The organism is Cedecea davisae, assembly GCF_044095835.1.
GTDB classification, from domain to species: Bacteria; Pseudomonadota; Gammaproteobacteria; order Enterobacterales; family Enterobacteriaceae; genus Cedecea; species Cedecea davisae.
The window spans coordinates 4,047,102-4,071,340 of the sequence record NZ_CP172054.1; the positions used below are offsets into that span (position 1 = coordinate 4,047,102).

19 protein-coding genes and 1 riboswitch are annotated in these 24,239 nt (G+C 55.0%); of the genes, 11 read left to right on the top strand and 8 right to left on the bottom strand.

Going from position 1 to position 24,239, the window contains the following annotated elements:
- The 5 genes from mraZ to leuO all read right to left on the bottom strand — a co-directional run bounded on the left by mraZ (position 1) and on the right by leuO (position 5,773).
- Positions 1-459: a division/cell wall cluster transcriptional repressor MraZ gene (gene mraZ, locus ACG1VR_RS19325; protein WP_016534886.1), complete on the bottom strand. Its 459-nt coding sequence runs from the start codon at positions 457-459 to the stop codon at positions 1-3.
- A gap of 563 nt (positions 460-1,022) precedes the next feature.
- Positions 1,023-2,027 (bottom strand): catabolite repressor/activator, encoded by a 1,005-nt coding sequence (cra, locus tag ACG1VR_RS19330; protein ID WP_016534883.1) that lies wholly within the window; start codon positions 2,025-2,027, stop codon positions 1,023-1,025.
- Between the two features lie 176 nt (positions 2,028-2,203).
- Entirely contained in the window at positions 2,204-2,695 is a 492-nt protein-coding gene (ilvN, locus tag ACG1VR_RS19335; protein WP_016534881.1) for an acetolactate synthase small subunit, read from the bottom strand.
- Between the two features lie 2 nt (positions 2,696-2,697).
- Positions 2,698-4,422, bottom strand: a complete 1,725-nt coding sequence (gene ilvI, locus ACG1VR_RS19340) for an acetolactate synthase 3 large subunit (protein WP_395489580.1) — start codon at positions 4,420-4,422, stop codon at positions 2,698-2,700.
- A 406-nt stretch (positions 4,423-4,828) separates the two neighbouring features.
- Positions 4,829-5,773 carry a transcriptional regulator LeuO gene (leuO, locus tag ACG1VR_RS19345; protein ID WP_395489581.1) on the bottom strand — a complete coding sequence of 315 codons (945 nt, stop codon included), beginning with the start codon at positions 5,771-5,773 and terminating at the stop codon, positions 4,829-4,831.
- 458 nt (positions 5,774-6,231) lie between these two features.
- Here leuO and leuL point away from each other — a divergent pair, with 458 nt between their 5' ends.
- The 5 genes from leuL (at position 6,232) to leuD (ending at position 11,095) form a co-directional block, all read left to right on the top strand.
- Positions 6,232-6,315 (top strand): leu operon leader peptide, encoded by an 84-nt coding sequence (gene leuL, locus ACG1VR_RS19350; RefSeq protein WP_227318491.1) that lies wholly within the window; start codon positions 6,232-6,234, stop codon positions 6,313-6,315.
- Between the two features lie 91 nt (positions 6,316-6,406).
- Positions 6,407-7,984: a 2-isopropylmalate synthase gene (gene leuA / locus ACG1VR_RS19355; RefSeq protein WP_016534877.1), complete on the top strand. Its 1,578-nt coding sequence runs from the start codon at positions 6,407-6,409 to the stop codon at positions 7,982-7,984.
- Positions 7,984-9,075: a 3-isopropylmalate dehydrogenase gene (gene leuB, locus ACG1VR_RS19360; RefSeq protein WP_395489582.1), complete on the top strand. Its 1,092-nt coding sequence runs from the start codon at positions 7,984-7,986 to the stop codon at positions 9,073-9,075. The genes leuA and leuB overlap by 1 nt, the downstream gene beginning before the upstream one ends.
- Positions 9,076-9,077: 2 nt before the next feature.
- The gene (gene leuC, locus ACG1VR_RS19365; protein WP_016534875.1) at positions 9,078-10,478 is read left to right on the top strand and encodes a 3-isopropylmalate dehydratase large subunit; all 1,401 of its coding nucleotides are present in this window, start codon (positions 9,078-9,080) and stop codon (positions 10,476-10,478) included.
- An 11-nt stretch (positions 10,479-10,489) separates the two neighbouring features.
- Entirely contained in the window at positions 10,490-11,095 is a 606-nt protein-coding gene (leuD, locus tag ACG1VR_RS19370) for a 3-isopropylmalate dehydratase small subunit (protein WP_016534874.1), read from the top strand.
- A gap of 39 nt (positions 11,096-11,134) precedes the next feature.
- Here leuD and ACG1VR_RS19375 read toward each other — a convergent pair whose 3' ends face one another.
- Entirely contained in the window at positions 11,135-12,313 is a 1,179-nt protein-coding gene (locus ACG1VR_RS19375) for a sugar efflux transporter (protein ID WP_395489583.1), read from the bottom strand.
- Positions 12,314-12,425: 112 nt separating this feature from the next.
- Positions 12,426-12,605 (bottom strand): glucose uptake inhibitor SgrT, encoded by a 180-nt coding sequence (sgrT, locus tag ACG1VR_RS19380; RefSeq protein ID WP_039897904.1) that lies wholly within the window; start codon positions 12,603-12,605, stop codon positions 12,426-12,428.
- An 87-nt stretch (positions 12,606-12,692) separates the two neighbouring features.
- Between sgrT and sgrR the strand changes: the two genes are divergently transcribed.
- The 4 genes from sgrR (at position 12,693) to thiQ (ending at position 17,772) form a co-directional block, all read left to right on the top strand.
- Complete coding sequence (gene sgrR / locus ACG1VR_RS19385) at positions 12,693-14,351, top strand: HTH-type transcriptional regulator SgrR (protein WP_039897902.1); 1,659 nt, start codon at positions 12,693-12,695, stop codon at positions 14,349-14,351.
- 35 nt (positions 14,352-14,386) lie between these two features.
- Positions 14,387-14,488: riboswitch (TPP riboswitch) on the top strand.
- Positions 14,489-14,520: 32 nt separating this feature from the next.
- Positions 14,521-15,504, top strand: a complete 984-nt coding sequence (gene thiB / locus ACG1VR_RS19390) for a thiamine ABC transporter substrate binding subunit (protein ID WP_395489584.1) — start codon at positions 14,521-14,523, stop codon at positions 15,502-15,504.
- On the top strand, positions 15,480-17,090 hold the full coding sequence (gene thiP / locus ACG1VR_RS19395; protein ID WP_395489585.1) for a thiamine/thiamine pyrophosphate ABC transporter permease ThiP: 1,611 nt from the start codon (positions 15,480-15,482) through the stop codon (positions 17,088-17,090). The genes thiB and thiP overlap by 25 nt, the downstream gene beginning before the upstream one ends.
- Entirely contained in the window at positions 17,074-17,772 is a 699-nt protein-coding gene (thiQ, locus tag ACG1VR_RS19400) for a thiamine ABC transporter ATP-binding protein ThiQ (RefSeq protein ID WP_016534869.1), read from the top strand. Before thiP ends, thiQ begins: the two co-directional genes overlap by 17 nt.
- Here the strand turns inward: thiQ and ACG1VR_RS19405 are convergent.
- Complete coding sequence (locus tag ACG1VR_RS19405) at positions 17,769-18,536, bottom strand: DedA family protein (protein ID WP_016534868.1); 768 nt, start codon at positions 18,534-18,536, stop codon at positions 17,769-17,771. The two genes, thiQ and ACG1VR_RS19405, sit on opposite strands and share 4 nt — an antisense overlap.
- 156 nt (positions 18,537-18,692) lie before the next feature.
- Between ACG1VR_RS19405 and polB the strand changes: the two genes are divergently transcribed.
- Positions 18,693-21,095 (top strand): DNA polymerase II, encoded by a 2,403-nt coding sequence (gene polB / locus ACG1VR_RS19410; RefSeq protein WP_395489587.1) that lies wholly within the window; start codon positions 18,693-18,695, stop codon positions 21,093-21,095.
- Between the two features lie 162 nt (positions 21,096-21,257).
- Complete coding sequence (rapA, locus tag ACG1VR_RS19415) at positions 21,258-24,164, top strand: RNA polymerase-associated protein RapA (RefSeq protein WP_395489588.1); 2,907 nt, start codon at positions 21,258-21,260, stop codon at positions 24,162-24,164.
- Positions 24,165-24,239: the final 75 nt, after the last annotated feature.

Consider the following 24,239-nt stretch of genomic DNA (forward strand, 5'->3'; position numbering starts at 1 on the left):
TTAAAGTGACAAGTCCTGCAGACGTTCCGACAAGGTATTGGTCGAAGCCTGCTCAGCGTCGATATCTTCCCTGACCTGTTGATGCCAGGTCGTTTCATCCCACAGCTCAAACTTATTGAACTGCCCGACCAGCATTACTTCTTTGGTAAGCCCGGCGTGCTGGCGTAAAACTGGCGCCAGCAGCAATCGCCCGGCGCTATCCATCTGACATTCACTGGCATGACCCAGTAACAACCGCTGTACGCGGCGTTCTGCGGGGTTCATGCTCGACAGACGGGCAAGCTTTTGTTCAATAATTTCCCATTCAGGAACGGTATAAAGCAGCAGGCAGGGGTGATGGATGTCGATGGTGCAAACCATCTGACCTTCAGAGATTTCGACTAGCTTTTCCCGATAACGGGTAGGTACGGCAAGCCGCCCCTTGCTGTCGAGATTGACTAACGTTGCTCCACGGAACATGCCAGCCTCACCCTATAATGACCCATTCCACCACTTTACCCCACAAATTCCCACATAAAGGAGTTTACGGAGCGGAGGAAAACCTTGTCAAGCCAGCCAGGCCGCTTACGGGAATAAATTCCCGCGCCTAAGCGATTGATAAATGGCTGGCGTGAAAAGGGCCGCATTAGCGAGGCAAAATTAACGTCATGAATATTTGAAAGAAAAAGACCAATAAACATCAACAGCGTTAAAACGACTAAATACTTGTTTTGGGAAATATTAAGTGCGCAGTTTGCGACGCGGTCGGCATTTTAAGGTATTTCGGGGCTGGATAACAGCGCCAGATGCCCGCCCGGCGCAGGCTGAGCGTAAAGAGTAAAGAAAGCGAGGCGGCTAATGATTAATAATCCAACATTTCTTATCTGTGGGTGTGTAACAAAATAATACAAAGAAGAGATTTATTTAGCCGATGGGGATTTTTTATCACATTTTTCCCGGCTAATTAATTGCCTTAAAAAATAAGGGTAAATATACCGGAAAGTTCTTAATTAACTTTAGGGCAGCCGAAACTGCCCTCAAGATTAGTAGCGACTCAGGCTACCGCGACGATAAAGATTTCTGCGAATTCGGGTTAAACCCGGCTTCGGTTTACGCGGTTCGTCGAGGCTTGCCAGCACCAATTCAAGCACCCTTTCGGCAACATCGCGATGGCGTTGAGCAACCGCAAGCACCGGGCATTGCAGGAAGTCCAGCAGCTCGTTGTCGCCAAAGGTAGCGATCGCCAGCTCAGAAGGAAGGCGGCCCTGGCGGCGCAGCGTGACGTCCATTACGCCCTGCAGCAGCGCAAACGAGGTGGTATAAAGCGCGTCCGGCATTTCGTGGGTTTCCAGCCATTTTTCAAAAAGCTGGGCCGCTGCCTCGCGCTCATAGCTGTTGGCATAGAGGTAGTTGACGGTACGCGGGTCGTCTTTCCAGGCAGTACGGAAACCCTGTTCACGCAGGAAACTGACCGAAAGCTCGGGCAGCGCACCGAGGTAAAGAATATTATCGCCGGGGAATTTGCGCAGCTCTTCGGCCAGCATTTCCGCATCGTCCTGATCGGCACCGACGACGCTGGTGAAATGCTCGCGATCTAACGCCCTGTCAAGCGCGATAATAGGAAACGAATCGTTCGCCCAGCGCTGATAGAAAGGGTGCTCCGGAGGCAGCGATGTCGAAACAATGATCGCATCAACCTGGCGCTGTAAAAGATGCTCGATGCAGCGCATTTCGTTGTCCGGCTGATCTTCCGAACAGGCGATCAGCAGCTGATAGCCGCGCTGGCGAGCCTGGCGCTCAAGATAGTTAGCAATACGGGTGTAGCTGGTGTTCTCCAGGTCAGGGATAACCAAACCGATAGAACGCGTGCGCCCGGCGCGCAAACCTGCGGCCACCGCATTCGGGTGGTAGTTATGCTCCCGTACCACCGCCATAACTTTCTCAACGGTTTTATCGCTGACGCGATACTGCTTCGCCTTCCCGTTGATGACGTAGCTCGCCGTAGTGCGTGACACTCCTGCCAGGCGCGCGATTTCATCCAATTTCACTGTAGCCCCTTACTCTCCAGGTGACCCATAACCATACCCTGGCTATGGTTAACAACATTTACATCTAAGCGCAGAATAATAACTCCGGCAACCGCTTTTGCAGGGTGTTGTTTTCTGGTTTGCAAAAAAAAGCCCGGCAGTGATTACCGGGCCTGTGAGTTAGATCACATTAGTGACTAGCGCATAATCTTATCGCCGCGCGAAACGCCGACGACGCCCGAGCGGGCAATCTCAACGATTTTCGCCACATCGCGAATCGCATCGAGAAAAGCATTCAGCTTATCGCTGGTGCCGGCAAGCTGTACCGTGTAGAGCGTCGGCGTCACGTCGATGATTTGCCCGCGGAAAATCTCCGCGCTGCGTTTCACCTCTTCGCGCCCGTACCCGCTGGCCTGAACTTTAACCAGCATGATTTCGCGCTCAACATACGCGCCCTGCCCCAGTTCGCTTACCCGCAGCACATCCACCAGCTTGTGCAGCTGCTTTTCGATCTGCTCCAGCACTTTTTCATCGCCCACCGTCTGAATAGTCATCCGGGAGAGCGTAGGATCGTCGGTGGGTGCCACGGTCAGGCTTTCAATGTTGTAGCCACGCTGGGAGAACAGGCCAATAACGCGAGATAACGCTCCTGATTCATTCTCCAGTAATACAGATAATATCCGGCGCATAATCAGGTTCTCTCCGTTTTGCTTAACCACATTTCATCCATTCCGCCGCCGCGGATCTGCATCGGATAAACGTGTTCTGTTCCATCGACCATGACATCCACAAATACCAGGCGGCCGCCGCGTACGGTTTCCAGGGCGTGTGCCAGCTGGCTTTCAAGCTCTTCGGGCTTAGTAATGGTGATGCCAACGTGGCCGTAAGCCTCCGCCAGCTTCGCAAAGTCAGGCAGCGACTCCATATAAGACTGAGAATGGCGGCCCGAATAGATCATGTCCTGCCACTGTTTTACCATCCCGAGATAGCGGTTGTTCAGGTTCAGTACCAGCACCGACAGGCCATACTGCAGGGCAGTAGAAAGCTCCTGAATATTCATCTGGATACTGCCATCACCGGTCACACAGATGACGGTTTCATCCGGCAATGCCATTTTCACGCCAAGCGCGGCAGGCAGGCCAAAGCCCATAGTGCCAAGCCCGCCCGAGTTAATCCAACGGCGAGGCTTATCGAACGGATAATAAAGCGCGGCAAACATCTGATGCTGGCCCACGTCGGAAGTGACATATGCCTCTCCTTTCGTCAGACGGTATGCCGTCTCTATCACCGCCTGTGGCTTAATCGCTGCGCTGCTACGGTCGAATTCGAGGCAGTGTCGAGCGCGCCATTGTTCAATGTGCTGCCACCAGTCACGAATCTCATCGCCGGACTGCTGCGTCTCTTCATGAGCCAACAGGTCCAGCATCTGGGTCAGAACCTGATGAGCGTCGCCCACGATTGGCACATCCGCAGCCACGGTTTTGGAAATAGAAGTCGGATCGATGTCGATATGCAGTACGGTGGCATTCGGGCAATATTTTGCGAGATTATTGGTGGTGCGATCGTCAAAGCGCACGCCAACCGCAAAAATAACATCGGAATGGTGCATCGTCATGTTGGCTTCATAAGTGCCGTGCATACCGAGCATGCCCAGCGCCTGACGGTGCGTTGCCGGGAAGGCTCCCAGCCCCATCAAAGAAGAAACCACCGGAATATTTAGCTTTTCAGCGAGCGTCAGCAGTTGTTCATGACATGCCGAATTAATAGCGCCCCCGCCGACGTACATAACCGGCTTTTTAGCCGCAATCAGGGTTTGCAGAGCACGTTTAATCTGCCCTTTATGTCCCTGCGTCGTCGGGTTATAGGAGCGCATACTGACGGATTCGGGCCAGGCGTACGGCAGCTTATTCGCCGGACTCATAATATCTTTTGGCAGGTCGACTACAACCGGGCCAGGCCGGCCGCTCGAAGCCAGCCAGAATGCTTTTTTGATGGTGGCGGGAATGTCTTCGACCTGTTTTACCAGGAAGCTGTGCTTTACCACCGGCCGGGAAATGCCGACCATATCGCACTCCTGAAAAGCGTCATAACCAATCAGAGAAGTTGCAACCTGCCCTGACAGCACCACCATTGGAATAGAATCCATATAGGCGGTTGCGATACCGGTGATGGCATTGGTTGCACCGGGACCAGAAGTCACCAGCACCACGCCCGTTTCGCCGGTCGCACGCGCCAGGCCGTCGGCCATATGCACCGCCGCCTGTTCATGGCGCACCAGCACATGATCGATTCCGCCCATAGTATGAAGCGCGTCGTAAATATCGAGGACCGCGCCTCCCGGGTAGCCGAATACCTGCTTAACGCCCTGATCGATTAACGACCGGACGACCATCTCGGCTCCTGACAACATCTCCATGGTTTTGCCTCCAGGCTCACGTTTTTGACCGCACGCAGAACTCATTTCCGCGCCGTCGTTGCGACAGGTTGTGTCTCTGCCTGTTTTGTTTTTATAGGTTTAGCTTATTAACATAACCGCTCAAAATCGCTCAGGCAATTATCCACCTACGCAATCCGGGGCAGCGAATTTGGCCTCATCGCTACAAAACCTGAACATAGCGGAGCTATCAACTGAACAGCGGGGAGGCTTGTTAACGAATATGTCAGAGATGGAGGTAAATGCAGTGCGTTATACATTAATTTAGAGATTAAAAACCGCCGCAGAGCGGCAGTCAGAAAGTGCTAAAGTATAAAATGCTGCATTTTAAACAAAAGGGAGAAAAAAGAACGGTGACCTTCCGCGATTGCTGGCCAATTTGCCTTTTTCACTGACAGCAAATTGTCTTTATTAGAGTCTGCATCCACAAATGCCCTCTGTCCTGCCCGGCTGATTCATGCCACGACAGATAACAGGTTCGAGTTTTTTGCGCAAAAGGAAGCGGAAAAATATTTATTTTCAGTTCATTAGCGAACTTCTCAGCCAGCCAACGCGGCGCCACGCCGACCAGTTTCGTCTGCGAAACCACATTCAAAACGCTGGTAATCGCTACGCCCTGCCAGGCAATAGAATTTTGTTTTTCAGCCGTATCATACCAAAGAAAACTGAATGAGCCGTAGTTATCCAGAGAAGCGGTAGCATGGCGCTCATTATAAAAATCGGTGATGCTGAACGAGTCACAAAAGCCTGGATGTTGCGGCCCGGTAACTAATACCATTTCGTCCTTAAACAGCGCCATGCGCTTAAATTCGGGCCGAACAAATTCTTCGTAACTAATCACAAAGTCGACTTTCTGATGCCGCATCTGATGCTCAATATCAGGGCCAAAACATGATTTAAAACTCAACTTAATATAGGGTGCGGAATATTTAACCGCATCATAAAAAATCGGTATTATTCGGTTATCCAGCGGGCTGGAAATGCAAATATTAAAAACTCGCTCACTTCCAAGAGGATCAAACCCGGCACCCGGTAGCTCATTCTGAACCAGTTGCAGGACGTGGCGCACAATACTGAACAGCTGAAACGCCCTTCCGGTTGGCTGTATGCCTCGCCCATAGCGGACGAAAAGCTCATCGTTAAACATTATCTTCAGCCGGGAAACCGCATTGCTGACCGCTGGCTGAGACATCCCCAGCAGTCTGGCGGCCCCGGTAATACTTTCAGCCTGCATCACGGCGTCAAAAACCGTGAGCAAATTCAGGTCAACTTCTCGCAATTGTGATTTTATTATTTCCTGAACATTCGGACATTCAATGAGTTCATCAGTCATTTTATTACTCCAGCAGCAAATTGGGTTCCCTTCCACGGTTCAAGAACCTGAAAACTCCGTCATCAATATTTACTCGACTGGCAAACTGGGCTGATGGTACTTTCCAAAGCATGCACCTTTAAATATTAAGCTCACCCCATTTATAAGCAACCATTAACAATTAACAAGAAGCATTAAAACTTACCCGTATTTAATATCGTTTTTGCCAGCGGGAAAACAATACATGATTTTTATAATATTCATACAAGGTACTATCAAAAAACGACCATAATCGAAAATTGATTAATTTAACTGTGATGCTTTCATATATATTCGTAAAAAATTCTTTAGTGGTGTTTTCCTCTGAATGAGAAACCGTGAAAAGCGACATACCCGCTGCGCCTGTCTGGATAAGTGTTGACAGCCGCCAGCAGATCAAGTACCAATTAATACATCACGAAATTACTCAGGGCTTGAACATGAATCACAGCATCCGCCTACTTGGTCTACTACTAAACGCATCTTATTTGCGCGGTAGACTGGTGGGCGACAATCAGCGTTGATTCAAGCCTTCAGACAAATAAAACCCGCGCCAATGCGCGGGTTTTTTTATGCTCGTAGCGAAGGCGCCCAGGACAGATAAAGGACCTAACCATGAGCCAGCAAGTTATTATTTTTGATACTACATTGCGTGACGGTGAGCAGGCATTACAGGCCAGCCTGAGCGTGAAAGAGAAACTGCAGATAGCCATGGCGCTGGAACGTATGGGCGTAGATGTAATGGAAGTCGGCTTCCCGGTCTCCTCTCCGGGTGATTTCGAGTCCGTTCAGACCATCGCCCGTAATATCAAAAACAGCCGTGTTTGTGCTTTGGCCCGCTGCGTAGAGAAAGATATTGATGTCGCCGCCGAGTCGCTGAAAGTTGCCGAAGCTTTCCGAATTCATACCTTTATCGCCACTTCGCCGATGCATATTGCCACCAAGCTGCGCAGTACGCTGGACGAAGTTATCGAGCGTGCCGTTTACATGGTAAAACGCGCCCGCAACTACACCGATGATGTTGAGTTTTCCTGTGAAGATGCTGGCCGTACGCCAATCGCCGATCTGGCTCGCGTAGTAGAAGCCGCGATTAACGCTGGCGCTACTACCATCAACATCCCGGACACCGTCGGCTATACCATGCCGTTTGAGTTCTCCAACATCATCACCGGCCTGTATGAGCGTGTGCCAAATATCGACAAAGCGATTATCTCCGTTCACACCCATGACGACCTGGGCCTGGCCGTCGGCAACGCCATCGCTGCGGTGCACGCGGGTGCTCGCCAGGTTGAAGGCGCGATGAACGGCATCGGCGAGCGCGCGGGTAACTGCTCGCTGGAAGAAGTCATCATGGCTATCAAGGTGCGCAAGGACATCATGAACCTGCACACCCGCATCAATCATCAGGAAATCTGGCGCACCAGCCAGATGGTCAGCCAAATCTGCAATATGCCGGTCCCGGCTAACAAAGCCATCGTCGGCACCGGCGCTTTTGCCCACTCCTCCGGCATTCACCAGGACGGCGTGCTGAAGAACCGCGAAAACTACGAAATCATGACCCCGGAATCCATTGGCCTGAACCAGGTGCAGTTAAACCTGACCTCCCGCTCCGGTCGTGCGGCCGTGAAGCACCGCATGGATGAAATGGGTTACAAAGAAAACGACTACAGCCTGGATAATCTGTACGACGCCTTCCTGAAACTGGCAGATAAAAAAGGCCAGGTCTTTGACTACGATCTGGAAGCATTGGCCTTCATCAACAAACAGCAGGAAGAGCCCGAACACTTCCGCCTGGACTACTTCAGCGTGCAGTCAGGCTCCAACGGTATCGCCACCGCCTCCGTGAAGCTGGCCTGTGGGGAAGAAATTAAGGCCGAAGCGGCAAACGGCAACGGCCCTGTAGATGCCGTGTACCAGGCTATTAACCGCATCACCGAATACGATATTGAGCTGGTGAAATACAGCTTGAGCGCCAAAGGCCAGGGTAAAGACGCGCTGGGCCAGGTTGATATCGTCGCCAACTACAACGGTCGCCGCTTCCACGGCGTCGGCCTGACTACCGACATCGTCGAGTCATCCGCCAAAGCGATGGTGCATGTGCTGAACAACATCTGGCGCGCCGGTGAAGTCGAAAAAGAATTGCAACGCAAAGCTCAACATCAGAATAAAGAACAAAATCAGGAAACCGTGTAATGTCGAAAAATTATCATATTGCAGTTTTGCCGGGCGACGGTATTGGCCCGGAAGTGATGGCTCAGGCCCTGAAAGTACTGGATGCAGTTCGTAACCGCTTTGATATCCGCATCACCACCAGCACGCATGACGTAGGCGGTGCGGCTATCGATCGTCACGGCAGCCCGCTGCCGCAGGCAACGGTTGAAGGCTGCGAGCAGGCCGATGCGATTTTATTCGGCTCCGTGGGCGGCCCTAAATGGGAACATTTACCGCCGGCAGAGCAGCCCGAGCGCGGTGCCCTGCTGCCGCTGCGCAAACATTTCAAACTGTTCAGCAACCTGCGTCCGGCGCGTCTGTATCAGGGGCTGGAAGAGTTTTGCCCGCTGCGCGCCGATATCGCGGCAAACGGCTTCGACATTCTGTGCGTTCGCGAACTGACCGGCGGGATTTACTTCGGCCAGCCTAAGGGCCGCGAAGGCAGCGGCATGCACGAAAAAGCGTACGATACTGAGGTTTACCACCGCTTTGAGATCGAGCGAATCGCCCGTATCGCTTTTGAATCCGCGCGTAAACGCCGCGGTAAAGTGACCTCTATCGACAAAGCGAACGTGCTGCAAACTTCGCTGTTGTGGCGGGAAATCGTCAACGAAATCGGCAAAGAATACCCTGACGTGTCGCTGTCCCATATGTATATCGACAACGCCACCATGCAGTTAATTAAAGATCCTTCGCAGTTCGACGTACTGCTGTGCTCCAACCTGTTTGGCGATATTTTGTCCGACGAGTGCGCGATGATAACCGGTTCCATGGGGATGCTGCCGTCCGCCAGCCTGAACGAGCAAGGCTTTGGCCTGTACGAACCTGCGGGCGGTTCCGCGCCGGACATCGCAGGCAAGAACATCGCCAACCCTATCGCGCAAATCCTGTCTCTGGCGCTGCTGCTGCGCTACAGCCTGGATGCGGAACAGGCCGCTCAGGCTATCGAAGGCGCAATTAACCGCGCGTTAGAAGAAGGCCACCGCACCGGCGACTTAGCCCGTGATGGTAAAGCAATCAGCACCGACGAAATGGGCGATATCATTGCCCGCTACGTGGCTCAGGGGAAGTAATCATGGCTAAGACCTTATATCAGAAATTGTACGACGCCCATGTGGTCTTTGAAGCCCCGGAAGAGACGCCGCTGCTGTACATTGACCGCCATCTGGTGCATGAAGTGACCTCTCCACAGGCATTCGACGGCCTGCGCGCCCACGGCCGCCCTGTTCGCCAGCCGGGGAAGACTTTCGCCACCATGGATCACAACGTTTCAACCCAGACCAAAGACATCAACGCTTCCGGCGAGATGGCCCGCATTCAGATGCAGGAGTTGATGAAGAACTGCAAAGAGTTTGGCGTTGAGCTCTACGATTTGAACCACCCATACCAGGGCATCGTCCACGTGATGGGGCCGGAACAGGGCATTACTCTGCCTGGCATGACCATCGTGTGCGGCGACTCCCACACCGCCACCCACGGCGCGTTTGGCGCACTGGCATTCGGTATCGGTACTTCCGAAGTTGAACACGTACTGGCAACCCAGACCCTGAAACAGGGCCGCGCTAAGACCATGAAGATCGAGGTCAAAGGCACCGCAGCACCGGGTATCACGGCCAAAGATATCGTGCTGGCGATCATCGGTAAAACCGGCAGCGCGGGCGGTACCGGCCACGTCGTTGAGTTCTGCGGGGAAGCTATCCGTGCCCTGAGCATGGAAGGCCGCATGACGCTGTGTAACATGGCTATTGAAATGGGTGCTAAGGCGGGTCTGGTCGCGCCGGACGAAACCACCTTCAACTATGTTAATGGCCGCCTGCACGCACCAAAAGGCGCTGACTGGGACGATGCGGTTGCTTACTGGAAAACATTCAGCACCGATGAAGGCGCTAACTTCGACACCACCGTAACGTTAGATGCCGCTGAAATCGCACCGCAGGTAACCTGGGGAACCAACCCAGGCCAGGTCATCTCGGTGACCGACAATATCCCTAACCCTGACTCGTTCAGCGATCCGGTTGAGCGCGCCTCTGCCGAGAAAGCGTTGGCCTATATGGGCCTGAAGCCGGGTATCCCGCTGACCGAAGTGGCTATTGATAAAGTGTTTATCGGCTCCTGTACCAACTCGCGTATCGAAGACCTGCGTGCGGCGGCCGAAATCGCAAAAGGGCGCAAAGTTGCTCCCGGCGTACTGGCGATGGTGGTTCCAGGCTCCGGCCCGGTTAAAGCTCAGGCCGAAGCCGAAGGGCTGGACAAAATTTTCATTGAAGCCGGTTTTGAATGGCGCCTGCCGGGCTGCTCCATGTGCCTGGCTATGAACAACGACCGCCTGAACCCGGGCGAGCGCTGCGCCTCCACCAGCAACCGTAACTTTGAAGGTCGCCAGGGCCGCGGTGGGCGTACTCATCTGGTCAGCCCTGCAATGGCCGCCGCCGCCGCGGTTGCCGGTCATTTTGCTGATATTCGTACATTGAAATAAGAGGAACTACCATGGCAGAGAAATTTATCCAACATACCGGCCTGGTCGTTCCGCTGGACGCGGCGAACGTCGATACCGATGCCATTATACCGAAGCAGTTTTTGCAGAAGGTTACCCGCACCGGTTTTGGCGCTCACCTGTTTAACGACTGGCGTTTTCTGGATGATGCGGGCCAGCAGCCGAACCCAGAGTTCGTGCTGAACTACCCTGAGTTTAAAGGCGCTTCTATTCTTCTGGCGCGTGAAAACTTTGGCTGCGGCTCTTCCCGCGAGCATGCGCCCTGGGCGTTGACCGACTACGGTTTTAAAGTGGTTATCGCCCCGAGCTTCGCCGACATCTTCTACGGCAACTCGTTTAACAACCAGCTGCTGCCGGTAACGTTAAGCGACGAGCAGGTGGACGAGCTGTTTAAGCTTGTCGCCGCCCAGCCGGGGATTAAGTTTGTGGTAGATCTGGAGGCGAAAACCGTTCAGGCAGGCGAGAAAAGCTACTCGTTCGAGCTCGACAGCTTCCGCCGTCACTGCATGTTAAACGGTCTGGACAGCATCGGCCTGACATTGCAGCACGAAGCCGCGATTTCCGGCTACGAGCAAAAATTACCGGCCTTTATGCAGTAACGCTTAGCCCTCTCCTTTTCCGGGAGAGGGCTAAAATTATCAAACATTCTTAACCCGGCTGGTGAGGTAAAGCGCAACAGCAGCCAGCCCCGCCATCAGCCAGTAAACCGAATAGTGACCAAAACTCTCCGCCAGCGCGCCCTGTAAAATCCCCGCCAGAATAACGCCCGTTGAAATACTGTTGGTAAATAACGTAGTGGCAGACCCCGGCCTGCCGGGCATTAAGTCCTGGAACCACAACATACCGATCCCGGCAATAATGCCGATAAACACCGCGTTAAACAGCTGCAAGGCCAGCAGCGCCGTCTTACCGTGAAAGAAAATCAGCCCGAGGTAAAACAGCACGCCAGCCGCCACCGCGACCACCATCATGTTTCGCTTACCGAAGCGCTTCACATAGTAGCCCGCCAGAATCATCGCAGGGATTTCCAGCCCGGCGGCGGTGCCCATTAATAAGCCCGCCAGCTCGTCCGGCAGGCCGAGATCCTGGCTTATCCACAGCGGCATATCGATGATGTACATGGTGTTGCAGGTCCACATCAGCATTGAGGCAATAAACAGCATTCGGACGTTACTGTCCTTCCAGCCGCTGACCTGGGTTATAGCAACTTCGGCGGGTTGCTCAACCCTGGCAACCGAAGGCAAAGCAAAAACGATCAGCGCCAGCGAGATAACAAAAATCCCGGCGGCAATAAGAAACATGGTGGTAAAACCGTATTTCAGCGCCAGCATAAAAGAGAGCGGCGGGCCAATCACCCAGGCAAGCGAGAGCTGGGCGCGCATCACCGAGCTGAACATCACCACTTCCCGCGCGGAGCGGTCAGCATATTCGCGCGCCAGGGCAAAAATTTGCGGCATAGCGGTGTTAGCAATGGAGGCGAACATCACACCAACGGTAATCAACGTCAGATAGTGGCGGTTAAAAGCAAACAAAATGCAGTTCGCAACCGCCATCATACAGCACACCATAATCAGCTTGCGCCTGTCGCCCTGGCTGTCCGATCTCTTTGCCAGCAGCAGGCTGACGGCTATCCCGGCGATGGCGTTAACGGTGTAGAACAGCCCGACCCAGAACGGGCGCACCTCAACTTCTCGTGTTAAAAAGAGGCTAAGCGTTGGGGCCTGTAGCGCACCCGCTATCCCCATCATAAAAGCGACAGCCATAAAAGCGGCATATACCGGGTTAAAACGACGTGCGCGGGTCAAAAACCAGAGCATGGAATGTCCTTAAAAGGCCAGGGAGTCGAAGGCAGAGGCTAAGCGCGTAAATTTTAAACGAAAAAAGCCAGCAGTAAACAGCTGCTGGCCGGTGAAAAGCACCAATACTCAGTCACACATGAGTCGGCGCGGGGGTATTTTCGGGCATCGGGGTTGTAACCTCCCACTGCATCAAGTCTTCGAGCATCCTTAGTCTTTGCTCTACCGTCAGGCGAGCCAGCCATCCAGAACGAACAGATTGTGTCGCAGCAAAGTACTGTTGGAAAAACTTAACAGGTGATGACCGCATCATAAACACCTCCTCGCTTCATCGCCGATGATTATTGACGTAATATAGGGATAGTTAAATTGATGAGTTTCCAGCGGGAGTTCCTCTTTTATGTCTTCGTCACGTCTGCAACAACAATTCATCCGCCTGTGGCAGTGCTGCGAGGGCAAACCACAGGAAACTACGCTTAATGATCTGGCCGAGCTGCTGAGCTGTTCACGTCGCCATATGCGCACATTGCTGAACGCCATGCAGGAAAAAGGCTGGCTAAGCTGGCAGGCCGAAGCGGGCCGCGGCAAACGCTCGCAGCTCACCTTCCTCTACACCGGGCTGGCGCTTCAGCAACAGCGAGCCGAAGATTTGCTCGAGCAGGATCGCATCGATCAGCTGGTGCAAATCGTTGGCGATAAGGCGGCTGTGCGCCAGATGCTTATCTCCCATTTGGGACGCAGCTTCCGCCAGGGGCGCCATATTTTGCGTGTGCTTTACTACCGCCCTCTGCTTAACCTGCTGCCCGGCTCGGCGCTGCGGCGCTCCGAAACCCATATCGCAAGGCAAATTTTTAGCGGCCTGACGCGTATAAATGAGGAAAATGGGGAACTGGAAGCGGATATTGCCCATCACTGGCAGCAAATATCCCCTTTACGCTGGCGCTTCTTTCTCCGCCCCGGCATTCATTTCCATCATGGCCGGGAGCTGGACATGCTGGATATCATTACCTCGCTACAGCGCATCAATACCCTGCCGCTGTTTGCCCACATCACGCAGATAACCTCCCCGACCACCTGGACGCTGGATATTCATCTCAGCCAGCCGGATGACTGGCTGCCGTGGCTGCTGGGCAGCGTTAACGCCATGATCCTGCCGCGCGAATGGACGACGATGCCGGATTTTGCCAGCCAACCCGTTGGCACAGGGCCTTATTCCGTCGCCCGTAATAATCGCAACCAGCTGAAGATCCACGCATTTGATGATTACTTCGGCTTCCGGGCGCTGATTGATGAAGTTAACTTCTGGGTACTGCCGGAAGTGGGGGAAGAGTCGAGCTGCGGCGTGCAGCTCCAGGGCATGCCGGACAGCGAAAAAGCCGTTGAAAGCCGCCCCGAAGAAGGCTGCTACTACCTGCTGTTCGACAGCCGCTCCACGCTCGGCGTTCACGAAGGCGTACGCCAGTGGATTGGCCACATCCTTTCGCCGGTCAATCTCATTTACCGTGCGGCCGAGCAGTATCAGCAATACTGGTTCCCTGCCTACGGCCTGCTGCCGCGCTGGCATCATTCGCGCCCCGGCCCGCTGCCCGCCAGGCCTGCTGGCCTCGAAAGCATTACCCTCACCTACTACCGCGACCATGTAGAACACCGCGTTATCAGCAATATCATGACCGAACTGCTGGCCGAGCAGGGCGTGAAGCTGATTATCCAGGAAGTCGATTACGCCGAGTGGCACCAGGGCGATGCGCAAAGCGATATCTGGCTGAACAGCGTTAACTTTACGATGCCGCTGGAATATTCCCTGTTCGCCCAGCTGTATGAAGTGCCGCTTATCCAAAAATGCATGCCGCTGGACTGGCAGGGCGACGCCCGCCGCTGGCACGGAAAAACCCTTCCTCTGCCGGAATGGTGCAAGCAAATGCTGGAGCGAAACGACGTTATGCCCTTGATTCACCACTGGTTGCGCATCGAAGGTCAGCGCAGTATGCGCGGGGTAAGAATGAACACCCTCGGCTGGTTTGATTTTAAATCCGCCTGGTTTGCGCCACCCGGCCCATAACGCTTTCGTAACACAGAGGAAATCAGTAGAATCCTCCCTGCTCAACGGGGTGCCAGGACAAATTGTCCGCGCTGAGATAATACCCGTCGAACCTGATCCGGATAACGCCGGCGAAGGGATTTGAGACAGTCCGCTCAATTCCTTTGCCCCCTTTTATAAGAGGTGCGAAGTGTTCAAAAAATTACTGCCGCTGCTGGCGCTGGTCGCCGCTCCCGTTTTTGCTAAGCCCGTATTAACCGTTTACACCTACGACTCATTTTCCGCCGACTGGGGCCCTGGCCCGGCGGTTAAAAAAGCGTTTGAGGCCGACTGTAACTGCGAACTGAAATTTGTCGCGCTGGAAGACGGCGTGTCGCTGCTCAACCGCGTGCGCATGGAAGGTAAAAACAGCAAGGCTGACGTGGTGCTGGGGCTGGACAACAACCTGCTGGACGCGGCTTCACAAACTAAACTGTTTGCGCCATCCAATATCGACACCGCCAGCCTGAAAGTGCCCGGCGGCTGGAAAAACAGCACGTTTGTTCCTTATGATTACGGCTACTTCGCTTTTGTTTATGACAAAAACAAGCTGAAAAACCCGCCGAAAAGCCTGAAAGAGCTGGTCGAAAGCGAGCAGAAATGGAAAGTGATTTATCAGGACCCGCGTACCAGCACGCCGGGGCTGGGTTTGCTGCTCTGGATGCAGAAAGTGTATGGCGACAAAGCGCCAGAAGCCTGGCAGAAGCTGGCGAAAAAAACCGTCACCGTCACCAAAGGCTGGAGCGAAGCTTATGGCCTGTTCCTCAAAGGTGAAGCCGACCTGGTCATGAGCTACACCACCTCCCCGGCTTACCACATCATTGAAGAGAAGAAAGACAACTACGCAGCCGCGGACTTCAGTGAAGGCCACTACCTGCAGGTTGAAGTTGCCGGGCGTCTTGCCAGCAGCAAACAGCCCGAGCTGGCGGAGAAATTTATCAAATTCATTACCACCCCTGGGTTCCAGAACACTATCGCTACCGGCAACTGGATGTACCCGGTAACCGACGTGAAATTACCCGCTGGTTTTGACGGGCTGGTGAAACCGCAAACCACGCTGGAGTTTACGCCTCAGCAGGTCGCGGCCCAACGAGCAACCTGGATTAGTGAATGGCAACGCGCCGTCAGCCGCTGATCCCCGGCTGGCTCTATCCAGGGCTATTTGCCGCCACGCTGGTGGTGGCGGTAGCCCTGGCGGCTTTCCTTGCGCTGTGGTTTAACGCTCCGCAAACGGACGTCTCCGCGCTGCTGCAGGACAGCTATATCTGGCATGTTCTGCGCTTCTCTTTCTGGCAGGCCTTTCTTTCCGCCGCACTCTCCGTTTTCCCGGCTATCTTTTTAGCTCGGGCGCTTTATCGACGGCGTTTTCCAGGCCGTATGGCGCTGCTGCGGCTGTGCGCCATGACGCTGGTGCTGCCGGTGCTTGTCGCGGTATTTGGCATTCTCTCGGTTTACGGGCGCGAAGGCTGGCTGGCAACGCTTTGCGGCTGGCTTGGCCTCGAGTGGAATTTCTCGCCTTACGGCTTACAGGGCATCCTTCTGGCGCATGTTTTTTTCAACATGCCGATGGCCACCCGCCTGCTGCTCCAGGCGCTGAATAATATTCCATCAGAGCAGCGCCAGCTGGCCGCGCAGCTGGGTATGCAGGGCTGGAATTTCTTTCACTTCGTCGAATGGCCGTGGCTGCGGCGGCAAATTCTGCCGGCCGGAGCGCTTATCTTTATGCTCTGCTTTGCCAGTTTCGCGACCGTGCTCTCGCTGGGCGGAGGACCTCAGGCAACAACCATCGAACTGGCTATCTTCCAGGCCCTGAGCTACGACTACGATCCTGCCAGAGCCGCGCTGCTTGCGCTGCTGCAAATGGCTTGCTGCCTTGGGCTGGTGCTGTTCAGCCAAAGACTAAGCAAGGCTATCCCCGTGGGTTCAAGCCAGCTACAAGGCTGGCGAGATCCGCAGGATTCTCTGCGCCGTAAACTGTGCGATGGCCTGCTCATCGGGCTGGCATTGCTGCTATTGCTCCCGCCTTTGCTGGCGGTGATGTTCGACGGAGTCAATAGCAGCATGAGCAGCGTGCTCCGGCAGGCCGCGCTCTGGCAGGCGCTCTGGACTTCGCTGCGCATTGCGGTTGCCGCCGGAGTTATCTGCGTTGTGTTAACCATGATGCTGCTGTGGAGCTCGCGTGAACTGCGGCTGCGCAAGCGAGTGTTTGCCGGGCAGGCTATAGAACTAAGCGGCATGTTAATTCTGGCAATGCCGGGCATCGTACTGGCTACCGGCTTCTTCCTGCTGCTCAATAATACCGTCGGCCTGCCCCAGTCTGCCGATGCAATTGTCATTTTTACCAATGCGCTGATGGCCATTCCCTATGCGCTGAAAGTGCTGGAAAATCCCATGCGTGACGTAGCGGAACGCTATACGCAGCTCTGCCAGTCACTGAATATTAGCGGTTTTAATCGCCTGCGGTTTATTGAACTCAGGGCGCTCAAAATCCCAATTTCTCAGGCGCTGGCGTTTGCCTGCGTGCTCTCTATCGGCGATTTTGGCGTGGTTGCGTTGTTTGGCAATGAAGATTTCCGCACGCTGCCGTTTTGGCTGTACCAGCAAATCGGCTCTTACCGCAGCCAGGATGGCGCGGTGACGGCGCTGTTGCTATTACTTCTGTGCTTTATGCTGTTCACTTTGATTGAAAAATTACCGGGGCGCGATGCTAACTCTGACTGATGTAACCTGGCTGTATCAGCATTTACCCATGCGCTTTTCTCTCCGCGTTACCGCCGGTGAACGCGTGGCAATCCTTGGGCCAAGCGGCGCGGGGAAAAGCACGCTGCTGAGCCTGGTTGCCGGTTTCCTTGAACCGGCCAGCGGCAGCATCAAGCTGGACGGAAAAGAACATACCCGAACGCCGCCTTCGGCTCGCCCTGTGTCCATGCTATTTCAGGAAAACAACCTGTTCAGCCACCTTAACGTCCGGCAGAACATCGCCCTCGGTATGCACCCCGGTATGAAGCTAAATGCGCAGCAGCAGAGCAGGCTGGTGGCAATGGCAGAGCGCATGGGGTTGCAGAAGATGCTCGATCGTCTGCCGTCCCAGCTTTCCGGCGGCCAGCGCCAGCGTGTGGCGCTGGCCCGTTGCCTGGTGCGTCAGCAGCCTATTTTATTGCTGGATGAACCCTTTTCGGCGCTCGACCCGGCGCTGCGCCAGGAGATGCTACAGCTGCTTGATGAACTGTGTCGGGAGCAGCGGCTGACGCTGCTGATGGTCTCTCATAGCACTGAAGATGCGGCGCGCATTGCCGAACGCAGCCTTGTCGTTATGGACGGACGTATAGCCTGGGATGGGGAAACAAAAACGCTGCTAAGCGGCGAGGCAAGCGCCTCGACGCTGTTGGGTATCGGCCGCTAGTGGGATAAAACCTTCCACAAAATATCCCAGTAAACCGGCATCAGCGGATGCTGAAGCAGCGCCACGAGGCTGCCGATTCCGGCCACCAGCATCAACGGCGCCAGCCAGTGTAAACGCGAGCGAGGCAGAAAGCGGGTAAGCCTGTCTGAGCCGCTCTTATCGCTACGATACCAACGCCAACACAGCCAGGCGGCCAGCCATAATAGCAGCGCCACCGCCAGCAGCAGCCACTTAAAGCTGGCGCTCTTCATATCTGCCGGAATGTCTATCGCCGCGCCGGCCAAAATACCGGGCATAAAATAGAGCGGAGGCCAGAGCAGGCAGCCAATGATATTCGGCGGCAGAAACTTAGCCAGCGGCAAGTCCAGCATTCCGGCAACCATCGGCACCAGCGGCCGCGTCGGGCCAACAAACCGCCCAACCAGGATGGTAAACATGCTGTGCTGATGCAGGGCGTGCTCGGTTTTATCCAGCAGCGCCTTGTTCTTCTTCATAAACGACCAGCGGTGCAGCGGCCCTTTAAAACGCTGCCCCAGCCAGAATGAAATCCAGTCGCCCAGCAGGCAGCCTACAATTCCTGCGCCCCATGCATAGTAAAAATTGACCTGCCCGCTGCCGATAAGCGCGCCAAGCCCCGCCATCATCACCGTGCCCGGCAGGATAAGCCCCACCAGCGCCAGCGACTCAAAGAAGGCCACCAGCATCACCGCAAAAAGCGAATATGCTACTGACTGCGTAATAAAGTGTTCCAGTAAGGCTTCCATAGGCTTTCCGTCGATAAACGAGCGGGGGATTCTCCAGAATTAACGTGATGGCCGTCAAGGTATCATTTATATGAATAAATAATAGCCGGGAAAGTTCCGGATGGTTTGCGGCATCGCTCGACAACACTGTATATAAATGCAGTAATCAGCCGCAAAATGGACTATAATCGAAGCACTTTTCCTGAAAGAGAATGCAGCGTGTCTCAAGCTCGTCAGGGGTTTCTGCTGACCAGACACTGGCGGGATACTCCACGCGGAACCGAAGTTGATTTCTGGCTGGCCACCGATGCTGGCCCGCAAAAAGTGCGCCTGCCGCCGCAGGAGTCCGTGGCTTTTATTCCGCAGGCACAGCTGGCGCAGGCGCAGCGTTTGCTGGCAGGCGAAAGCCAGTTCCGCCTCACTCCGCTTGAGCTAAAAGATTTCCACCGTCAGCCGGTGGCCGGTCTTTATTGCCACCAACACCGCCAGCTCATCAGGTTTGAGAAACTGCTGCGGGACGGCGGAGTAACGGTTTACGAAGCGGACATCCGCCCGCCGGAGCGTTTCCTGATGGAGCGCTTTATCACCGCCCCGGTCTGGTTCAGCGGCCAGCCTCAGGGCGAAGTGCTGCTCGACACGCGCCTGAAGCCGGCCCCGGAATATCGCCCACCGCTGAAATGGGTATCGCTGGATATCGAAACCAACCGCCACGGCGAGCTTTACTGCATCGGCCTTGAGGGCTGCGGCCAGCGCCACGTCTACATGCTGGGGCCGGAGAACGGCGAGGCCTCCAGTTTGGATTTCACGCTGGAATATGTTGCCAGTCGCCCTCTGCTGCTTGAAAAGCTCAACGCTTGGTTTGCCGAACACGATCCCGACGTCCTGATAGGCTGGAACGTGGTGCAGTTCGACCTGCGGGTGCTGCAAAAAATGGCAGAACGCTATCAGGTACCGCTCCGGCTGGGCCGTGGCAACAGCCTGCTGGAATGGCGCGAGCACGGTTTCAAACAGGGCGTATTCTTCGCCCAGATTGCCGGGCGGGTAATCATCGACGGTATTGAAGCCCTGAAATCCGCATTCTGGAATTTTTCCTCTTTTTCTCTGGAAACCGTCTCACGCGAGCTGCTGGGAGAAGGCAAATCTATCGATAATCCATGGGATCGAATGGATGAGATCGATCGCCGCTTTGCCGAAGATAAGCCCGCCCTGGCAACCTATAACCTCAAAGACTGCGAGCTGGTTACGCGGATTTTCCATAAAACCGAGCTGATGCCGTTCCTGCTGGAGCGCGCTTCGGTGAACGGACTGCCTCTGGACAAACACGGCGGCTCGGTAGCGGCATTCAGTCATCTCTATTTCCCGCGTATGCACCGCGCCGGTTATGTCGCACCTAACCTTGGTGAAGTGCCGCCGCAGGCAAGCCCCGGCGGCTACGTTATGGATTCCCGCCCCGGGCTGTACGACTCGGTGCTGGTGCTGGATTATAAAAGCCTCTACCCGTCTATCATTCGCACCTTTTTAATCGATCCTGTCGGGCTGGTCGAAGGCACCGCGCAGCCGGACTCCGCGCACGCTGTTGAAGGTTTTATTGGCGGGTGGTTCTCCCGCGAAAAACACTGCCTGCCGGAAATAGTCGGCCAAATATGGCACGGCCGAGACGAAGCAAAACGCCGGGGCAATAAACCTCTGTCCCAGGCGTTGAAAATAATCATGAACGCCTTTTATGGCGTGCTGGGCACCAGCGCCTGCCGCTTTTTCGATCCCCGTCTTGCCTCATCGATCACCATGCGTGGACATGAGATCATGCGCCAGACCAGGGAATTAATAGAAGCCTGCGGGTATGACGTGATTTATGGCGATACGGATTCAACCTTTATCTGGCTTAAAAAGGCGCACACCGAGCAGGATGCCGCGCGCATCGGTAACCAACTGGTTGAGCACGTTAATAACTGGTGGCGCGAGCACCTGAAGAACACACAAAACCTCAGCTGTGCGCTGGAGCTGGAGTACGAAACCCATTTTAGCCGTTTCCTGATGCCAACCATCAGAGGAACGGATCAGGGCAGTAAAAAACGCTATGCCGGGATGATTCAGGAGGGCGACGCTCAGCGCATGGTGTTCAAGGGGCTGGAAACGGTGCGCACGGACTGGACGCCCCTCGCCCAACAGTTCCAGCAAACGCTGTACCTGCGGATTTTCCGCAACGAGCCCTATCAGGATTATATTCGTGAGACGATTGCCAGCCTGATGGCGGGTGAGCTGGACGCCCAGCTGATTTATCGCAAAAGGCTGCGCCGCCCGCTAAGTGAATACCAGAAAAATGTCCCGCCTCACGTCCGCGCCGCCCGACTTGCCGACGAGCATAACCAGCGGCTTGGGCGCCCGGCGCAGTACCAAAACCGCGGTACAATAAAATATGTGATGACGCTAAACGGCCCCGAGCCTGTGGATTACCAGCAGGCCCCTCTGGATTACGATCATTACCTGACGCGCCAGCTACAGCCGGTGGCAGAAGGGATTTTGCCCTTCCTTGAGGATGACTTTGCTACACTGATGACGGGGCAAATGGGGCTATTTTAATAGACTCGGGGTGTGACAAGCAGGTGACGAATCCGTTGCCATCCAGTACCATAGCGCCCTTCTCCGAATCCATAGACCCAATTTTAAACGACTGCGCCCCTTGTGCGCGGTAGCCATGCTATTGCCTGCAAATTTAAGTCACTGAAATAGAGCCGAAAACTTATGCCTTTTACACTTGGTCAACGTTGGATCAGCGATACCGAAAGCGAACTGGGACTGGGAACTGTTGTGGCGCTCGATACGCGCATGGTTACTCTGCTATTCCCGGCAACGGGTGAAAATCGTCTGTATGCCAGAAATGACTCGCCTATCACCCGCGTGATGTTTAACCCGGGCGACATCATTACCAGCCATGAAGGCTGGCAGCTAAAAGTTGATGAAGTTAAGGAAGAAAAGGGTTTACTCGCCTACCTTGGTACCCGCCTCGACACCGAAGAACAAAGCGTTCTGCTGCGCGAAGTGTTTCTCGACAGCAAGCTGGTGTTCAGCAAGCCTCAGGATCGCCTGTTTGCCGGGCAAATCGACCGCATGGACCGTTTTGCGCTACGTTTTCGCGCGCGCAAATATCAGAGCGAACAATCTCGCCAGATCTGGAGCGGACTGCGCGGCATGCGCACCAGTCTTATCCCGCACCAGCTGAATATTGCCCACGATGTAGGCCGCCGCCATGCGCCGCGAGTCCTGCTAGCCGATGAAGTTGGCCTGGGCAAAACCATCGAAGCCGGGATGATAATCCACCAGCAACTGTTGGCAGGCAGCGCCGAGCGTGTGCTTATCGTGGTGCCGGAAACTCTGCAACATCAGTGGCTGGTTGAAATGCTGCGCCGCTTCAACCTGCGTTTCGCCCTGTTTGATGACGAACGCTATGCCGAAGCCCAGCACGACAGCAGCAATCCGTTTGATACCGAACAGCTGGTCATCTGTTCGCTCGACTTTGTGCGCCGCAGCAAACAGCGCCTTGAAAACCTGTGCGAAGCGGAATGGGATCTGCTGGTTGTCGATGAAGCCCACCATCTGGTGTGGAGCGAAGACGCACCGAGCCGCGAATACCAGGCCATCGAACAGCTGGCCGAACACGTACCCGGCGTGCTGCTGCTGACGGCAACGCCGGAACAGCTGGGAATGGAAAGCCACTTTGCGCGTCTGCGCCTGCTTGATCCTAACCGCTTCCATGACTTCGAGATGTTCGTTGAAGAGCAGCAGCATTACCGTCCGGTTGCGGACGCCGTTGCTCTGCTGCTGGCGGGCGATCGCCTGACTGACGAGCAGCTCAACACCATGGGCGAGCTTATCGGCGAGCAGGATATCGAGCCGCTGCTGCAAACCGCCAATAGCGATCGCGAAGGCAGCGAGGCCGCTCGTCAGGAGCTGATCTCTATGCTGATGGACCGCCACGGCACCAGCCGCGTGCTGTTCCGTAATACCCGTAACGGCGTGAAAGGCTTCCCGAAACGCGAACTGCATACCATTCGCCTGCCGCTGCCAACGCAGTATCAAACGGCAATTAAAGTTTCCGGCATCATGGCGGCGCGCAAGTCCGTTGAGGAACGCGCCCGCGATATGCTTTATCCGGAGCAGATTTATCAGGAATTCGAAGGCGATACCGGCACCTGGTGGAACTTCGATCCGCGCGTCGAATGGCTGATGGGCTACCTGACCAGCCACCGCTCGCAAAAAGTGCTGGTTATCTGTGCCAAAGCCGCCACCGCGCTACAGCTTGAGCAGGTTCTGCGCGAGCGTGAAGGCATTCGTGCCGCCGTGTTCCATGAAGGCATGTCAATTATCGAACGCGACCGCGCAGCCGCCTGGTTTGCGGAAGAAGACACCGGCGCTCAGGTCCTGCTGTGCTCCGAAATCGGTTCCGAAGGGCGTAACTTCCAGTTTGCCAGCCAGTTGGTGATGTTTGATCTGCCGTTTAACCCGGATCTGCTGGAACAACGTATCGGCCGCCTCGACCGTATCGGCCAGGCGCACGATATCCAGATCCACGTTCCTTATCTGGAAAAAACCGCGCAGTCGGTACTGGTAGACTGGTATCACGCGGGGCTGGATGCCTTCGAGCATACCTGCCCGACCGGCCGCACCATTTACGATAGCGTCTACCCGCAGCTTATCGAGTACCTTGCCGCCCCGGAAAACACCGAAGGCTTTGATGGCCTGATTAAACAGTGCCGCGAGCAGCACGATGCGCTGAAAACTCAGCTTGAACAGGGCCGTGACCGCCTGCTGGAGATCCACTCCAACGGCGGCGAAAAAGCCCAGGCGCTGGCGCAGGCAATTTCCGAGCAGGATAACGATACCAACCTCGTAAGCTTTGCGATGAACCTGTTCGACATCGTCGGTATCAACCAGGACGATCGTGGCGACAACATGGTTGTACTGACGCCGTCCGACCATATGCTGGTGCCGGACTTCCCGGGCCTGCCGGAAGATGGCTGCACCATTACCTTCGAACGTGATGTGGCGCTATCCCGCGAAGACGCGCAGTTTGTTACCTGGGAACACCCGATCATCCGTAACGGCCTGGATCTGATCCTTTCCGGCGATACCGGGAGCTGCGCCCTGTCTCTGCTGAAGAACAAGGCGCTGCCGGTAGGCACGCTGCTGCTTGAGCTGGTCTACGTTGTTGAGGCGAAAGCGCCTAAACAGCTGCAGCTTAACCGCTTCCTGCCGCCAACGCCGGTGCGTATGCTGGTTGATAAAAATGGCACCAACCTTGCGGCACAGGTGGAGTTTGAAAGCTTCAACCGCCAGCTGAGTGCGGTTAACCGCCACACCGGCAGCAAACTGGTCAATGCGGTGCAGCCCGACGTTCACGCGATTCTGCAACTGGCCGAAGAGAAAGTCGCCAGCGCTGCACGGGAGCTGATCGACTCTGCTCGCGAAGAAGCCGATGAGAAACTGAGTGCGGAACTGTCACGTCTGGAAGCGCTGAAGGCGGTCAACCCTAACATCCGTGATGACGAACTTGCGGCAATTGAAAGCAACCGTCAGCAGGTAATGGAAGCCCTGAGCCAGGCTAACTGGCGCCTGGATGCGCTTCGCCTGATTGTCGTTACCCACCAGTAAATAGACGTCGCTTTACTCAAATCATTCGAGTTGTAGCAAAGCGGCAAGAGAAAGCATTCCCGGTCGCTGACTTGA

Excerpts from the sequence above, each read along its gene's own strand:
- mraZ (WP_016534886.1), bottom strand. The coding sequence starts at position 459 with ATGTTCCGTGGAGCAACGTTAGTCAATCTCGACAGCAAGGGGCGGCTT.
- ilvN (WP_016534881.1), bottom strand. The coding sequence starts at position 2,695 with ATGCGCCGGATATTATCTGTATTACTGGAGAATGAATCAGGAGCGTTA.
- ilvI (WP_395489580.1), bottom strand. The coding sequence starts at position 4,422 with ATGGAGATGTTGTCAGGAGCCGAGATGGTCGTCCGGTCGTTAATCGAT.
- leuO (WP_395489581.1), bottom strand. The coding sequence starts at position 5,773 with ATGACTGATGAACTCATTGAATGTCCGAATGTTCAGGAAATAATAAAA.
- leuL (WP_227318491.1), top strand. The coding sequence starts at position 6,232 with ATGAATCACAGCATCCGCCTACTTGGTCTACTACTAAACGCATCTTAT.
- leuA (WP_016534877.1), top strand. The coding sequence starts at position 6,407 with ATGAGCCAGCAAGTTATTATTTTTGATACTACATTGCGTGACGGTGAG.
- leuB (WP_395489582.1), top strand. The coding sequence starts at position 7,984 with ATGTCGAAAAATTATCATATTGCAGTTTTGCCGGGCGACGGTATTGGC.
- leuC (WP_016534875.1), top strand. The coding sequence starts at position 9,078 with ATGGCTAAGACCTTATATCAGAAATTGTACGACGCCCATGTGGTCTTT.
- leuD (WP_016534874.1), top strand. The coding sequence starts at position 10,490 with ATGGCAGAGAAATTTATCCAACATACCGGCCTGGTCGTTCCGCTGGAC.
- ACG1VR_RS19375 (WP_395489583.1), bottom strand. The coding sequence starts at position 12,313 with ATGCTCTGGTTTTTGACCCGCGCACGTCGTTTTAACCCGGTATATGCC.
- sgrT (WP_039897904.1), bottom strand. The coding sequence starts at position 12,605 with ATGATGCGGTCATCACCTGTTAAGTTTTTCCAACAGTACTTTGCTGCG.
- sgrR (WP_039897902.1), top strand. The coding sequence starts at position 12,693 with ATGTCTTCGTCACGTCTGCAACAACAATTCATCCGCCTGTGGCAGTGC.
- thiP (WP_395489585.1), top strand. The coding sequence starts at position 15,480 with ATGGCAACGCGCCGTCAGCCGCTGATCCCCGGCTGGCTCTATCCAGGG.
- thiQ (WP_016534869.1), top strand. The coding sequence starts at position 17,074 with ATGCTAACTCTGACTGATGTAACCTGGCTGTATCAGCATTTACCCATG.
- ACG1VR_RS19405 (WP_016534868.1), bottom strand. The coding sequence starts at position 18,536 with ATGGAAGCCTTACTGGAACACTTTATTACGCAGTCAGTAGCATATTCG.
- polB (WP_395489587.1), top strand. The coding sequence starts at position 18,693 with ATGGACTATAATCGAAGCACTTTTCCTGAAAGAGAATGCAGCGTGTCT.
- rapA (WP_395489588.1), top strand. The coding sequence starts at position 21,258 with ATGCCTTTTACACTTGGTCAACGTTGGATCAGCGATACCGAAAGCGAA.